The organism is Microcystis sp. M179S2, from assembly GCF_020245805.1.
Lineage (GTDB): Bacteria > Cyanobacteriota > Cyanobacteriia > Cyanobacteriales > Microcystaceae > Microcystis > Microcystis aeruginosa.
This window is the reverse complement of record NZ_JADBUE010000101.1, coordinates 1-15575: the sequence shown is the minus strand read 5'-3', so window position 1 is coordinate 15575 and position 15575 is coordinate 1. Positions and strand designations below refer to the sequence as shown.

The 15575-nt window shown below is 43.3% G+C and carries 12 protein-coding genes and 4 pseudogenes; 12 read left to right on the top strand and 4 right to left on the bottom strand.

All coding sequences use genetic code 11. The features are described from left to right. Positions 1-144: 144 nt before the first annotated feature. Both IM500_RS05835 and IM500_RS05830 read right to left on the bottom strand, forming a co-directional pair. Complete coding sequence (locus IM500_RS05835; protein ID WP_190722983.1) at positions 145-3249, bottom strand: efflux RND transporter permease subunit; 3105 nt, start codon at positions 3247-3249, stop codon at positions 145-147. A 62-nt stretch (positions 3250-3311) separates the two neighbouring features. Continuing rightward, positions 3312-3989 carry a C40 family peptidase gene (locus IM500_RS05830; protein WP_002796767.1) on the bottom strand — a complete coding sequence of 226 codons (678 nt, stop codon included), beginning with the start codon at positions 3987-3989 and terminating at the stop codon, positions 3312-3314. 486 nt (positions 3990-4475) lie between these two features. Here IM500_RS05830 and IM500_RS05825 point away from each other — a divergent pair, with 486 nt between their 5' ends. Next, a complete protein-coding gene (locus tag IM500_RS05825; protein ID WP_190722982.1) occupies positions 4476-5864 on the top strand; it encodes an LCP family protein in 1389 nt (462 codons plus the stop codon). 2 nt (positions 5865-5866) lie between these two features. Continuing rightward, a pseudogene (locus tag IM500_RS05820) lies at positions 5867-6082 on the top strand (pentapeptide repeat-containing protein); the annotation flags it as partial. 50 nt (positions 6083-6132) lie between these two features. Here IM500_RS05820 and IM500_RS05815 read toward each other — a convergent pair. Further along, entirely contained in the window at positions 6133-6261 is a 129-nt protein-coding gene (locus tag IM500_RS05815; protein ID WP_079207831.1) for a YlcI/YnfO family protein, read from the bottom strand. Positions 6262-6659: 398 nt separating this feature from the next. Here IM500_RS05815 and IM500_RS05810 point away from each other — a divergent pair. The 10 genes and pseudogenes from IM500_RS05810 to trpE form a co-directional block, all read left to right on the top strand. After that, positions 6660-6794 (top strand): annotated as a pseudogene (locus IM500_RS05810) (pentapeptide repeat-containing protein); the annotation flags it as partial. A 340-nt stretch (positions 6795-7134) separates the two neighbouring features. Next, complete coding sequence (locus IM500_RS05805; RefSeq protein WP_287737959.1) at positions 7135-7722, top strand: anthranilate synthase component II; 588 nt, start codon at positions 7135-7137, stop codon at positions 7720-7722. Positions 7723-7783: 61 nt separating this feature from the next. Further along, positions 7784-8593 carry an MBL fold metallo-hydrolase gene (locus IM500_RS05800; RefSeq protein ID WP_002758464.1) on the top strand — a complete coding sequence of 270 codons (810 nt, stop codon included), beginning with the start codon at positions 7784-7786 and terminating at the stop codon, positions 8591-8593. Positions 8594-8767: 174 nt separating this feature from the next. After that, the gene (locus IM500_RS05795) at positions 8768-9001 is read left to right on the top strand and encodes a hypothetical protein (protein WP_223212983.1); all 234 of its coding nucleotides are present in this window, start codon (positions 8768-8770) and stop codon (positions 8999-9001) included. Further along, positions 9001-9441 carry a type II toxin-antitoxin system VapC family toxin gene (locus IM500_RS05790; RefSeq protein ID WP_002758462.1) on the top strand — a complete coding sequence of 147 codons (441 nt, stop codon included), beginning with the start codon at positions 9001-9003 and terminating at the stop codon, positions 9439-9441. Before IM500_RS05795 ends, IM500_RS05790 begins: the two co-directional genes overlap by 1 nt. Before the next feature lie 65 nt (positions 9442-9506). Further along, positions 9507-9689, top strand: a pseudogene (locus IM500_RS05785) (Tse2 family ADP-ribosyltransferase toxin); the annotation flags it as partial. A 23-nt stretch (positions 9690-9712) separates the two neighbouring features. Further along, positions 9713-10246 (top strand): hypothetical protein, encoded by a 534-nt coding sequence (locus IM500_RS05780; protein ID WP_287737958.1) that lies wholly within the window; start codon positions 9713-9715, stop codon positions 10244-10246. Positions 10247-10311: 65 nt separating this feature from the next. Next, positions 10312-11949: an ABC transporter permease gene (locus tag IM500_RS05775; RefSeq protein WP_287737957.1), complete on the top strand. Its 1638-nt coding sequence runs from the start codon at positions 10312-10314 to the stop codon at positions 11947-11949. Positions 11950-12117: 168 nt separating this feature from the next. Then, entirely contained in the window at positions 12118-12543 is a 426-nt protein-coding gene (locus tag IM500_RS05770; protein ID WP_002796771.1) for a photosystem I reaction center subunit II PsaD, read from the top strand. A gap of 378 nt (positions 12544-12921) precedes the next feature. After that, positions 12922-14442 (top strand): anthranilate synthase component I, encoded by a 1521-nt coding sequence (gene trpE, locus IM500_RS05765; protein WP_190718669.1) that lies wholly within the window; start codon positions 12922-12924, stop codon positions 14440-14442. 364 nt (positions 14443-14806) lie between these two features. On the opposite strand, the pseudogene IM500_RS05760 reads toward trpE, so the two are convergent. Beyond that, positions 14807-15575: pseudogene (locus tag IM500_RS05760) on the bottom strand (ISAs1 family transposase); the annotation flags it as partial.

The following is a 15575-nucleotide window of genomic DNA, read 5'->3' as shown; positions in this document are numbered from 1 at the left end:
CACACCACGCCCAACGCCACGCCCGACACCACGCCCAACGCCACGCCCCACACCACGCCCCACACCACGCCCCACACCACGCCCAACGCCACGCCCCACACCACACCCCACACCCTACACCCCACACCCCACTGTCCAAGAATATTATTTTCTAGAGAATAAAACGTAAAAACAGGGAATAATAAACAGAGTTAACAGAGTTGCTAAAGACAAACCCGAAAAAACGACAATTCCTAAAGGTTGCAGGAATTGTCCCCCCTCTCCTAATCCTAAAGCGAGGGGAAATAAACCTAAAACCGTGGTCACGGTAGTCATTAAAATCGGTCGTAAACGTTGGGGAGCGGCCTTTAAAATAGCTTGTAGTCGAGTAAAACCGAATTCTTGCCGCAATTGATTCGCCAATTCCACCATAATAATCCCGTTATTAACCACAATCCCCACCAATAAAACCACCCCGACGATGACAATGGCATTAATCGGGGTTTTGGTCAAATATAGTCCGAAAATTCCCCCCGCTAGGGCCAAAGGAACGGTTAACATAATCACCAAAGGGTCTATGAGTGAGTTATACTGCACGGCCATGACCACAAAGACTAAAAATACTGATAAACCCGCTAATAAACCCAAAGAACCCTGAATTTCTTGATTAGACGTGGCGGCAGCACTGGGTAAAATGCTGATACCATCGGGTAAGGGAGTGGAATTTAAAACCGATTGTACCCCTGCGAGTGCGTCACTTAATTTCGCCCCTTCGACTAAACTGCCGATAATAATAAAAACTTGACGCTGATTGATTCTCTGGATGACTCCGGGGGTTTTTCCCCCTTCAATCCGGGCTATATCTGCTAATTTTAAGTCTTCTTGTCTATTGACAAAAATAGGTATTTGTGATATGTCACTAATTTTTTGCCGCGAGTTGGGGTCCAATTGCACCCGGATATCGATTAATCTTTCTCCCCGTTGCAGTTGGGTGGGGATCGATCCTTGAATAGCAGTCCTTACCGTTTGTCCCACTTCCAGGGTACTCAATCCCAAACTATTTAAGCGGATCCAATCGGGTTTAATCTGGATTTCCGGTTGTCTGGGGTCAGCATCGGCACGAAAACGCGCACTAGGGACTTTTTCATCGAGAATACTGAGGATTTCTTCACCAGCTTGCTCTAAAGTTTTCCCATCTCGTCCCTGTAACATCACATCCACGTCAGCACCAACGGAGGGAGAGTTATTAAGAATAATACCGCGCACTTGACCGGGGGTGAGACGCAAACGCACGTTAACGAGGTTTAATTGCTCTAGTGCTTTGCTCATCCGTTCGATATATGCTTCTGTATTAGTGCCTTGTTTGAGATTAATCGTACTAGAAGCACGCAAAATATTTTCATTGGTAGTTGTGCCAAAAAGAGAACCGCCACTGGTAGTAAAAACGTACTTAGTCTCTGGTTGTGATAATAAAATCTTTTCTACTTCCCGCATCACCTGACGGTTAGTATTTAAATTGGTACCCGGGGGAAATTGAGCAAAAACGTTCACCTGTCCGGTTTGAATACGACTAAAGACTTCCTGGGGGATATATTGCCAGAGATAGAAACTACTTCCCCCTAAAATTAAAAAGGCCAGTAGGATAACAGGTATTCTGTAGCGGATGATTCTAGCTAAAAAACGACCGTAGAGGATGGTTAAACCTTCTAGACGTTGACTAAAGACTCTTAAGAGCCAAAATCGCTGAATGCCACTGGAAACCCCCATATTTAACAAACGACTGGCCAACATGGGAACAACAGTTAACGCACAGAGGAGAGAAGCAGCCACAGCAAAACTGATAGTGAGGATAATCTCGTTAAACAGCAGGGAAATAAAACCACCCAGTAATAAAAATGGCAGGATAGAGACGAGATTAGTCGCAGTGGAGGCCAATAAAGCAGATTCTACCTCTTGGCTGCTATTCCGGGCAATTTCTAAAAAATCTCGCTTATTTTGGTTTTGATTAACTTTGAGGGCAATATTTTCCAGCATGACAATGGAATTATCCACCACGATACCCACCCCTAGTGCTAATCCTCCCAAACTAAACACATTTATCGATAACCCGAATAACTTCATACAGATAATTGCGACGAGGGTAGAAAGAGGAATCGCTAGGGTAATGATAAAAGTCTGTCGCAGGGAACCGAGAAATACGAATACAGTCAATCCTGCTAAAATTGTCCCCGCTAGTCCCGAAGAAACCACGTTATTGACCGCGTTTTGGATAAATACAGACTCATCGTTAGTGGTGACGACTTGTATTCCCCCGGTCATTAACCCGGATTTTTTTAATTCTGTAATGCGTTTTTTGACCCCTTCTACCACAGCAATCGTGTTCGCATTCGGTTGTTTTTGGACGCTAACCCTCACGGCATTTTTTCCATTTAGGGTGACAAAAATTCTTTGTTCTTCTGTCCCATCGATAACTCTGGCCACATCCCGCAGATAGATTTTTTCTTCGGGATTATTACTATCGGTCAGTGCTAAATCTTGGATATCCGCTACGTTTTTAAATTTCCCCACCGCACGGGTTAAAGGTTCCCCAGTTTCTCCCTCTAGTCGGCCCCCAGAGATGTCCTGATTGCGTCTTTTTAGGGTGTCTAAAACCTGATTTAATCCCACTCCTAAAGATTGTAATCGCTGCAGGTCAATATTAACTTGAATTTCTTCTCTAACTCCCCCAATCACGTCCACCACTGCCACTCCTTCCACAAATCCTAATTCTCTCCCTAATTCTTCATCGGCAAATAATCTTAAATCTTTTAGGGGTAGGGTATCAGAAACGACAGCGAATTCATAGACGGGTAAACGAGAGGGTTCAAATTTATTTAAGCGCGGTTCCTCAATAATATCGGGTAAATTTTGTCGGACACGATTAAAACTTTCGGTAGCTTCATTTAAAGCGACATTTAAGTCTCCCCCCGGTTGAAAAAATAAATCTACTCGCATCCTTCCCTCCCGAGTTTCTGAATAAACTTGCACTACTCCCTCGGTGGCACTCATTCCTTCTTCTAGGGGTTTAGTGACTTCTTCGAGAATGACTTCCGGGGAAACTCCGGGTACATTCATCCTTAAACTAATGCGGGGATAAGTGATAGAAGGAAGCAAGTCCACTTCTAAACGATTTAGAAAAAAAAGACCGATGATGATAACTGCTATAGTTAACATCAATACTCCTATGTGACGACGAATTGACAGACCGCTTAGGGAGATGTTTTCTGACATGATTACCTATGGGGGAGAGTAAGGAGTGAACAGTGAACAGTAAACCCATAACTGATAACTGATTAATTGTGCATAACTCGACCGAAACTCCATAATTTTTGATAATAATGACGACTAACGCTATCCCTATCATCAGTAAGTAGATTTATAGCGATACCATTGTTACCTGTTTCTTTTCCTGAACTGTGGATATATTGATTATTCCCTAGATATAAAGCCACATGATTAACTCTTTTATCACCAAAAAAAATTAAATCTCCTGGGAGTAATTCCTCTCGGTTTATTTTTTGACAAAAAGCCTCCTGTTGATAGGAATCCCTCGGCAACCAAATACCAAAAGTGGCAAAAGCAGCCTGGATTAATCCTGAACAATCGTAATTAGGTGCAAGGGTTCCACCCCAGAGATAATGATTGGTACGGTTCCTTGCTTCCTGAGTAAAAGTGATAATCTCAGGAATATGTTTTTCTATGTCTGAACGAGTTAGAGGAATTTTTTGATAAGCTGTGGTGGCCACCGCAATTGCATCTAAATCTTCTCCGCATAACCAAGCTAAATAATTATCTTCCCTTAGCTGAATTTGTAGCCCTTTTTCGGTAATTTCTAGGGAAATAAATTTTAATTGTCTTCCCTGTTGTGCTTGGGTAGCTAACTCTTGACAACTGGGAGAATTGTAGAGATTTAAGTCTCTTATACAGAGATATTCTTGGGTCGATGATGGGGGAATAGAGATGATTTTCATAAAAAATAGATCAGAATTTATTGACAGAAACAAATGCCCAACTAGCCAAAAGCTAAGGGATAAAAACAAGGAGAATAACCTTAGTTCTGTCATCTTCAAGTTTCCACCTCTCTTAATTCTTGGCCACAGAGATAATCTATAACCGAACTGAATCCCTCAAATTCCTCTTGCCTAATTAACTTTTCAGGGTTCAAAAACCGCAAAAATAAGGATTAAATGGCATAAAATCTCTAAATAGACCATTTAATTGCTCATTATTCATTCTTAATTCTCCTGAATACTGACTACTGACGACCGACTCCTAACCAACCAAGACAAATTTTGATTTTTACAAGAGGTCTATTATAGCCGGTTCCTTAACAATATGTTACAATAGCCAGCGAGGGGGGAGTGACCAATATCTGGAACTTTTGCGCTAGAGATAGATTCTATGGATCAGCAGTCACATCCTAAAGTAAGCTTTTAATCAGATGTTGAGGTTAGTTCATGGCCAATGTTTCGGGGCGGTTTGAAAAGCAAGAATACAGCCAAAACTCAGAAAATACCCTCACGGTGGTCAGTTCGGTCATGTCCGGTTTAAAAAAAGCATCTCCCCTGCAAAAGGGCTTATTTTGGGGAATAACCCTCAGTTTTACCGCCCTAGTTTCCGCCACTGTTGGGGCTGCCGTCGCTTTAATTAGTCCCTTACCGGCGCCAATTGGGGCTATCTTCCAAAAAACGACTTTTCCCACCCAAACAGACATCCTTGAGGCTCAAGCTTGGAATAGCTTAATTAACCAGCAGCTTTCTCGTCCTGTTAATATTTTAGTTATGGGCATCGATCGAGTTTTAGATGCCAAAAACGGCGACGATGTATTTAAAGGTCGCAGCGATACCATGCTCCTAGTGCGCTTCGATCCTAGCGATAAAACCGTGAGAATGTTGTCTATCCCTCGCGATAGCCGCGTCAGAATCCCTGGCCACGGTTTCACTAAAATTAACGATGCCAATGTTCACGGTGGACCAACTCTAGCGGCGGAAGTGGTCAGTAATACTTTAGGGGATGTCACCGTAGATCGCTATGTCCGGGTGACTACCGATGCCTTTAAGGAATTAGTCGATTTAGTCGGGGGTGTAGAGGTTTATGTACCCGAACGAATGTATCATAAAGATGTCACCCAAAAATTAGAAATTGATTTACAAGAGGGTTGGCAAAATCTCAACGGCGACCAAGCCGAACAATTTGCCCGTTTTCGTAACCAGCAATACGGCGATATCGGTCGCGTACAAAGACAACAAATTTTATTAAAAGCACTACAACAAAAGATTTTTAGTCCGACAATTCTCCCCAGTCTCCCGAAAGCAGTACAGGTTTTACAACAATATATCGATACGAATTTAAGCGTCGAGGAAATGCTGGCTATCGCTAATTTTGGCCGGGAAATTAAACAGGATGACTTAAGAATGATCCTACTCCCCGGCCGGTTTAATAACCTCGATGAATACGATGGTCGCAGTTATTGGATTTTGAACCGTCGCGAAATTAGAACCATTGTGGCTAATAATTTTACCGATAACTATTCGCGGGGAGAAACCTCCATTTATAGTCTGCGGATTGCCATTCAAAATGCCACCCATACCAAAGGTTTAGCCCGTCGTACTCGCAATTATCTGGCCAAACAGGGCTACACAAATGTTTATATTAGCGATGACTCCTCCCAAAAGCTAGAAACCACGGCAATTATTGCTCAAAAAGGTGATATTCAGTCCGCTAACCTCTTGAAAAATCAATTGGGAATCGGTAAAGTAGAATCATCCTCCACTGGTGCTTTAGACTCAGACCTAACTATTCGGGTGGGTGATGATGTGGCCCAGTTTCTCGACGCTCAACAGTAACAATGTTGAAAAATTTTTTCAGTCTGGTTTTAATTATTTTGCTGGCGATTCTTTGGCTACTTTTCGCGGCCCGTCCGGTGGCTTTGGCCCAAGATAAAACGATTAACTATAGTTTTGCCCAGCTGCAAGATCGGGATTTTTCCCATCAGGATTTACGCGGAGGAGTTTTCGCCGCTGCTGCGATGCGGGGAGTTAACCTAGAAGGGGCCGATTTATCGAAAATTTGGGTTGAAAACCCCGCCCTTTAGCGGAGCGGAGGGCGGCTTGATTACTTTAACTTTTTAATCCAATCCCTGACAACTTCGGCAGCAGAAATTTGTTTTTGTTGAGCATACCGTTTGAGTTTTTCTAGTTCTTCGTCAGAAAGTCTCACTTGTAAGATATTAGGTCTTGACATTGTGTTGTCAGTAGACTACAATATCAGCAGACCAAAGGTAGCCTCCTTTAAGTTAAACCGCCCGTGAGCGGTATAAAAAACACCAGGACGCTCATGCCAGTGGTTGGGCTTCCTTGCACAGAGGAGCGAATAACCTCTTAAAAAACGTATGGACTCTAACGAGTACCGAAAACTAGCACCCATAACCCTGAAAACTCAAACTGTAGGGTAGGGCATACCCGAACAGTATAATCTACGCTTGGGGAGATAAGGCCGCTAGGGGTCTATTGCTACTGGCTCGATATTTGCATCTTTAGATGGGGTATTTGGTCGTAGGGTGAAGGTTACACTTCCTTTAGATTTTTAAGCCCTGTCGTTGAACCAAGAATCCCCGTCCGTTTTACGGTGGGGAGTGTCAAGACACGATTATTACCTGGGCCGATTTCACTAACGCGGTAATTGATAGCTATCAGGTCAAGTTAATGTGTGAACGGGCCGATGGGATTAATCCGGTCACGGGAGTGGCCACCAGAGATAGTTTAGGCTGTGATTAGGGTTTGCGGCAAAAAGTTTTTCGTGGGGGCAGGGTGTGGGGTGTGGGGTGTAGGGTTTTACCCATTTTCAGGGAGTCAATTACCTAATTTTTAGGGAAAAAGTCCCTGAATTGTCCCCCCAATCACTCCAATGGTCGGCACTTTTTGAGGGAAAAAAAATCTAAACACCTTGTTGGATAAGGTTTTTAGATTTATTCAGCCAACCCTAATTAGCAATTCCGGGCAGATTCTAGCTGACTGCTCAAAAATAGCCTACCCCCTACACCCCGGCTATCTCGATCGAGACAGCCGGGGTGTAGAATGAAAATACTGAGCGAGGCTAAAGAAAGGAGAGAGACTCTTGATAATCGTCATCGATAACTATGATAGTTTTACCTACAATTTAGTCCAGTATTTGGGAGAATTAGCCTCCGAGTTCCCGATCGCCGTGCCGATCGAGGTCTATCGTAATGATAAAATCGATCTGGCCACGATCGAACAAATGCGGCCGGATGGAATTGTCATTTCCCCCGGTCCAGGTCGTCCGGTCGATGCGGGCATATCTCTGGAATTAATCGCCAAATTTGGCCCCTATATGCCAATCTTGGGGGTCTGTCTCGGTCATCAAAGTATCGGTCAAGTATTCGGGGGGGATGTGGTCTGGGCCCCGGTCTTAATGCACGGCAAAACTTCCCCAATCTATCACAACAATGAAGGGGTATTTCAAGGCTTAGAAAATCCTTTTACTGCCACCCGTTACCATAGTTTAGTGATCGATCGCTCAACTATGCCAGATAATTTAGAGATCACGGCCTGGGTAGAAGATGGCACGGTCATGGGAGTCCGTCATCGGGATTACCCCCACATTCAAGGAGTACAATTTCATCCCGAAAGTATTTTAACCACTGCTGGCAAGGAACTTTTAAGAAACTTTCTGCGATCCCTCTAGTGTTTGCTAATCCCCAACCCCTGAAATTAACCTTCAATTGATTAATTCTGCATCTACATTTATGAAAAGGCGAGATTTTATCTTATCGGCGGGGGCAAGTTTCTTAACCGTGGCAGTAAGCTCAGTTTTAGCGGAAACTAAACCGAAACCCACTAACCCCACTTCCCCCCAAAAACCCGATAATTCCCTCTTAGTTCAATGGTTGGGTCATAGTTGCTTTTTATTCACCGGAGGAGGGCAAAGAGTCCTAGTTAATCCTTTCCGGGCAATTGGTTGTACGGCGGGTTTTCCTTTGCCAAAAGTAGAAGCAGATATCGTTTTAATTAGTAGTCAACTGTGGGATGAAGGGGCGGCCGAGGGTTTACCCGGTAATCCGAAAATTTTGTTTGAGCCGGGGGCCTACGATCTGGGTAAATTAAAACTACAGGGTATTAGTATCGCCCACGATCGCATGGGTGGGCAACGTTTCGGTATGAATGTGGCCTGGCGTTGGACCCAAGCGGGGATTAGTATTGTCCATTTAGGGGGGGCAGCGGCCCCAATCGAATTAGAACAAAGAATTCTCCTAGGTTCGCCGGATTTAGCTTTTATTCCCGTGGGAGGTGGTCCAAAAAATTATAATCCCCAAGAAGCAAAACAGGCGATCGAAGTTTTACAACCGCGAATTGCTATACCAACTCAATACTTCACCAGTGCCGCCGATAAAAATGCCTGTGAATTGGTGTCTGTAGATGAGTTTCTCAAGTTAGTCAAGGATAAAAATATCCGTTTGATCGAGGACAATAAATTACGGATTCGTGCCGCCGATTTACCCAAAAAAGGGACGCTCATTCGCGTGTTTGACTACCGCAAACTGTTAGAGAAATCCTAATTTTTAGGAGCCAATGACCTAGGCCTATTGATTAACTAATTTTTTCTCGTGTAACGCACCATCAATTTCCTGATATTCCCCGGGTTACGTTGTTGCTAACTCGCCCTACAGCCCTGATCATAAATCAGGGTTATAATTATTTTTAAGAAATTCCAGAATATTCAGCCCCAAGGAATGTCTATGTTACTACAAGACCTAAAGGAAGAAGCGGTTAAGCTATCACCGAGCGAGCGACTTGCGCTGGTTAGCGCCATTATTGAGTCCTTGCAGAGTACCCCAATTGCTAGACCTGATCGTGCTGGTGCAATTCAACGGATGCGTGGCTTACTCAAAACAGACCAACTTGCACCAACCGACCAAGAAGTAGCTGCCATGTTGGAAGAGCGTCGGCTGGAGAAATACCTTTAGTGAGAGTTTTAATTGATACTAATGTTCTCCTAGATTTTCTATTGCAGAGAGAGCTATTTTTCCAAGATGCAGAACGACTATTTCAGGCGATCGATTCCGGTCAGATCGTCGGGTATGTCACAGCCACAACCCTCACGGACATTTTTTACATTGCTCGAAGACACACGCGCAGTATTGAGCAAGCACGGCAAGCAGTTTCAGAGACATTGACAGCAATGGAAATCTGCCCTGTAAACCGGGAGGTTCTAGAGGTAGCGTTTAGTTCAGGTTTGGCTGATTATGAGGATGGGATTCAGGTTGCTTGTGCTGTAGCTCAAGGACTTGATGCTATCTTGACCCGAGATAATCAAGGGTTTTTGAATTCATCGGTACCTGTGTTATCAGTTCAGGAGTGCTTGCATCGCTTGCAAGAGCCAAATAATAGCAAATCCACCTTATAAAATCAAGTTTACAGGCTTTTTGGTTCGTGAGGGGGTGAGGAGTGAAAAGTGAGCAGTTACAGCCAAAATTTGGCGGCATGGGCAAAGCTCCTTTGTGGCAGATTGATGACAGCATTATTACAGGAGATTTACAGGCTGTCCAAGATAGCCCAACCCACGTTAGCATCATGCCAAGAGTTACAATGGCTCTAGAAAGGTACGAAGCGGCATTGGCAAAGACCCAAAAATATTGGGAAAAGGTGGATTAGTGGCATACACACAATAGGAGTCTATGAAAATGGCATGGATATTTAGTTTATCCGCAGAATGTGGTTCTGATGAGAGCAAGGCCGATAAATTTGCTCAACATTTTCAGGGAATGTCATTGTTGCTGTCAAATGGTCGCCAGTGCCAATGTCGCACAGACATATTCCAAGACATAGAAGAAAATTGGTGGTGTCGCATTTCACCAAATAATCTTAGCGAAGTGGGAATAGACGGCCCTGAAAGTGCCTATTCAACGACAGAGTTAGGTATTTTACTCTATCAGTCCCTAGTATTTGCCCCCACCTTCCGTTATGCACTGGTTGGTGTTGAAGTCGATGAGTTTAGAACATACACTGAGCTTATCGAAGAATCATCCAATCTATCTATCCCAGGACTGGTTTTAGCGAAACCACTTGCAGGCGAGCTAGGAATATTGCCAGTCTTTCGCTCCTTTAGCCCTAGTTATGTTTGGCAACCTTACGCAGGAGAAGTTTACAACCCGCTGATGACATCGCCAAATCTGAAAAACAAGCTGAATGAACTGCTGGCTGTAAGTTGACCTCACAAGCGAAGAAGGCATAACTAGACCGTTCTCTAAAAATTGCTTTAACAATCTTATTAAAAATGTTTTTGCTGAAAGAATCTCGCTCTTTTGCTAGACAGGGATGGACAATTGCAGTTTTACTAATTGCCCTGCTTGTTTCCCTGCCGATTTTATCGGTTGCCAGTAGTTTATTAACTAATTCCAGTCAAGTCTGGCAACATCTGATCGAAACTGTTCTCTGGGATTATCTAGTTAATTCTTTTTGGTTAATGTGCGGGGTGGGCAGCGGCGTTTTCATCATCGGTGTCGGCACAGCTTGGTTAACAACGATGTGTCAATTTCCCGGTTGTCAACAATTTCAATGGTTATTATTACTACCCCTTGCCGCTCCTGCCTATCTCTTGGCCTATACTTATACCAATATGATGGACTATTTTGGCCCAGTGCAGACCTTCTTAAGAAGTCTTTGCGGTTGGAATAGTGTCGAGGATTATTGGTTTCCTAATATCCGTTCTCTTTGGGGGGGAATTCTGATGTTAATACTGGTGCTTTATCCCTACGTTTATCTGTTAGCAAGGGTCGGTTTTTTAGAGCAATCTGTCTGCACGGTGGAGGCAAGTCGCTCCTTGGGATGTAATCCTTGGCGCAGTTTTTTTACTGTCGCTTTACCCCTAGCAAGACCGGCAATTATGGCGGGATTAGCTCTAGCTTTAATGGAAACTCTTAACGATTTTGGTACGGTGCAGTATTTTGGAATTAATGCTTTTACCACGGGGATTTATAATACTTGGTTCGGTATGGGTGATCGCATAGCAGCGGGGCAGTTATCAACAGTTTTAATGGTATTTATCCTCGTTTTAGTTTTCCTCGAACAATCCTCCCGTCGTCAAGCTCGTTACTATGAAATGACCAATCGTTTCCAGTCACAGACTAAGTACGAACTAGGATTTGTTCGCAGTTTTTTGGCAATGATCGCCTGTTTTTTACCAGTATTTCTTGGGTTTATCGCCCCTGCTTTCTATCTGGCCTATCTAGCATTTAATCATGCCCAAGAAACTTTTAATAATGACTTTCTTAGTTTATCGGTAAACAGTTTTTTTCTGGCTAGTTTAAGCGCAATTATTGCGGTAGTTTTAGCTTTAATTCTCGCCTACGGGGAAAGACTTAATCCGAATAAAACTCTTAAGGGTTCTGTGCGGATTGCGGCGGCTGGTTACGCTATCCCCGGCATTGTTATTGCGGTGGGGGTTTTAATTCCTATCGGCAAATTAGATAACTTTTTCAATCAGGTATTAAATATCAATTTAATTCTGAGCGGCACGATTTTCTGTGTGATTTTTGCCTATATTGTCCGGTTTTTAGCCGTAGCTTTTTCCACGTTAGAATCGAGTTTAAGTAAAATTAAACCTAGTTTAGATGATGCTTCCCGCAGCCTTGGCTATGGCACTGGTGCCACTTTAATTAAAGTGCATATTCCCCTTTTGTCGGGGGGATTATTGACGGCGGCTATGTTAGTTTTTGTCGATGTGATGAAGGAATTACCGGCTACTTTGGTCTTAAGACCTTTTAATTTTGATACCCTAGCGGTGCGCGTTTATCAATACGCCAGTGATGAACGTTTAGTGGAAGCGGCGGCCCCGGCCCTGGCCATTGTCTTAGTGGGATTAATTCCGGTAATTTTTTTAAGTTGGCAAATTTCCCGACGGGCGATCGATTAAAGTGGCGGCTGATTCCTAGTCAAGTTGGCGATCGGCCAAGAGCTTAGTTCTATAGTCTAGTACAAAATAATGTTACAGTTCTTGACAAGACTACTAGAGAGAGGGGGTGTCAGTGATAGGATTCCCTAAAACCCCTTTTGTTTATTTTTGTAGAGAGAACAAAATCCTATGACAGAACTTTCTGGAAAAGCTCCTAAGTTCGGTGGCAGCACGGGCGGTTTACTCACCAAAGCCGATCTGGAAGAAAAGTACGCCATCACCTGGACAAGCAGCAAAGAACAAGTCTTTGAAATGCCCACCGGTGGCGCCGCTATCATGAACGAAGGCGAAAATCTCCTCTATTTGGCCCGCAAAGAACACGCGCTCGCTCTTGGTACCCAATTACGGACGAAATTCAAGCCCAAAATCGAAGATTACAAAATCTATCGGATTTACCCCAGTGGTGAAGTGCAATATCTCCACCCTGCTGATGGTGTCTTCCCCGAAAAAGTTAACGCTGGTCGTGAATTTTTCGGCAAAAAAGACCGCAATATCGGCAAAAACCCCGAACCAGCGACAATTAAGTTCTCTGGTGTCACTCCCTACGAAGCATAAATAATCCCTAAAATCGAGAGTGGGGAGTTAGATTAAGAAGCTATTTAGCCCCAAGATTTAACTTCTGACTCTCGATTTCTCTTATCGCAATCGGCAATTAATTGCTAGTTAGGGTTTGCGGCAAAAAGTTTTTCCTGGGGTTACGAGTTAGGAGTCAGTATTCAAGAGATAGGGTGGTCACTGCGTGCGCGTTGCGGGGGGTTTTGGGGTGTTAGGGTGATGAGACAACTTCCCCACTTCCCCACTACCCCACTACCCCACTTCCCCACTACCCCACCTCTCCACTTCCCCACTTCCCACTCCTTCATAATTCATAATTCATCATTCCGTTTTCTCCCCTACAAGTGTTGTGCTATCCGTTTCCTGAACCATCAAAATATGATCTTCCCCGACTTCGATCGCTTTCGTCAACTCGCTGGCCAAGGTAACTTTATTCCTGTCTATCAAGAATGGATCGCTGACCTAGAAACACCCGTTTCGGCCTGGTATAAAGTTTGTGCCGATCAAGCCTACAATTTTTTATTAGAGTCGGTGGAAGGGGGCGAAACCTTGGGACGCTACAGCTTTTTAGGAGGTGATCCCGTCTGGGTATTAGAAGCGCGGGGAAACACCACTACCCAAAGTTTTCGCGATGGTTCTCAAGAGATTTTTTCGGGGGATCCTTTCGAGATTTTAACCCAATGTTTAGCCCCGATCGTGCCGGTTAAATTGCCGCAATTACCCGCCGGAATAGGGGGTTTATTTGGTTTTTGGGGTTATGAATTAATTAATTGGATCGAACCGCGAGTGCCTATTTATCCCGCTACCGATGCCGATCTACCGGATGGTATTTGGATGCAGGTGGATAATCTGATTATTTTCGATCAAGTTAAACGGAAAATCTGGGCGATCGCTTATGCCGATATCCGGGGTAAAAATCCCGATTTAGCGGCCGCTTATCAAGCGGCCTGCGATCGAGTGACACAGTTAGTTCTGAAGTTACGATTACCCCTACCAACTAATGCCAAAACCCTGGAATTATTACCGGTTGGTCAGGGAAAAGAATTAGTCTATGAAAGCAATACAACTCAGGAAAAATTCTGTCAAAATGTCTTGAAAGCGAAGGATTACATCAAAGCGGGGGATATTTTTCAGGTGGTTATTTCCCAGCGTTTAAATGCCAATTATCAGGGTCATCCCTTCGATTTATATCGTTCCCTGCGTCTGATTAATCCTTCTCCCTACATGGCTTTTTATAACTTTAAGGATTGGCAAATTATTGGCTCTAGTCCTGAAGTGATGGTTAAGGCAGAACGGGACGAATTAGGTAAAATAAAGGCTACGGTCAGACCAATTGCTGGCACCCGTCGCCGGGGACAAAACTTGAGTGAAGACCAAGCTTTAGCAACGGATTTATTGCAAGATCCCAAAGAAATTGCCGAGCATATTATGTTAGTGGATTTGGGGAGAAATGATCTAGGTCGGGTGTGCGATCGAGGTACGGTCAAAGTGGATGAATTAATGATAATTGAACGTTATTCCCACGTTATGCACATTGTTAGTAATGTGGTCGGGGATTTAGCAACCAATAAAAGTGCTTGGGATTTATTAAAAGCTTGTTTTCCCGCGGGAACCGTCAGTGGGGCCCCGAAAATTCGCGCTATGGAAATTATCCATGAATTAGAACCCTGTCGTCGTGGTCCCTATTCAGGGGTTTATGGTTACTACGATTTCGAGGGACAGTTAAATAGTGCCATCACAATTCGCACTATGATTGTTCGTCCCCAAGGTAATCAAAATTATCTGGTTTCCGTGCAAGCGGGAGCAGGGCTAGTAGCCGATTCTGAGCCGGAGAAAGAGTACGAAGAAACCCTCAACAAAGCCAGGGGTTTATTGGAGGCAATTCGCTGTTTAAGTTAGATTTTTTGCCCAGGATCGTCCTTGAGACTTTTTTCCCATCAAAAAGTGTCAGTGATTGGAGTGATCGGGGGGGAAATTTAGGCACTTTTTCCCTGAAAATGGGTAAAACCCTACACCCCCCCAGCCCCCTAGGGTTGATTCATTTAAATTAAGTACAGCGGATTTTGAGTCAATAAATTTGACCGAAGATTCTCAAGTTTATCTTTTTCTAACCAAAAGAATCAGTCACAATAACTAATCTTTAATCCTCTGCCAAATTTATTATGAATAAATTGATAAAGCTTGTTCCCAAGCCACTAAAAGCCTATCTCTCTTGAAATTGTCTGAGAGTACATCCTGTTAATTTAGCTAATTTTTCTGCTTCTTACGTCGATAAAACTATCAGTTTTTCCCAACGTTCAGCTAACCACCTCTGTCCCTCTGTTATTGAGAGAAAACCCAAACCTCTGAAAAGATTCAATCCTATGGTTGTGAGAATTGACCAATTGCTGGCCGCTTGAAAATCACTGATCTCGCTTTTATCTTCCTCAAAAATTACATCTTTTACCCAATGTAACTGATTTTCTATTTTCCAGTGTCCTCGAATAATTTTAGCAAATACTTGAGCGGATTCAGTTAGGCTACTGATATAGTAAGCTGTTTCTTCATACGTTTTATCCCCGCGACTACCCCTTCTTTCTACTTTAATAACTCTTCGTAGATTTTCCAACCCTTGTCTTTCATTTTTCCTCACCTTAAAAACTTCTATTTTTCTTGATATTTTTCGACCATGACTATTATCTTGTTCGAGAAAGCAACTTTCTGGCTTTGAGGAATTACTCAGGTCTTGCATTCTGATTTCCTTTAACCGTGATAACATAATCATTTTTACTCTTGGCTATTAAGCTGATTGTTTTTTTCTGACAGTGTAAAGCATCCCCAGTAAAAACTTTATTTTCGAGAGTGCAATCCTGAATTATAGCTTGACCTTCGTCGATTTCAGACCCTTTTATGTTTTCGATTCTTTTTAAGTGTAATACTAAGCCACTTTCTTGACTAAACAATGAGACAAACATGATAAAATTTTGTTGTTCATTGTTAGGATTTTTTCGGGTGTTTTTGAGACTTTTTCCATCTATACCTAGCCAATTTAT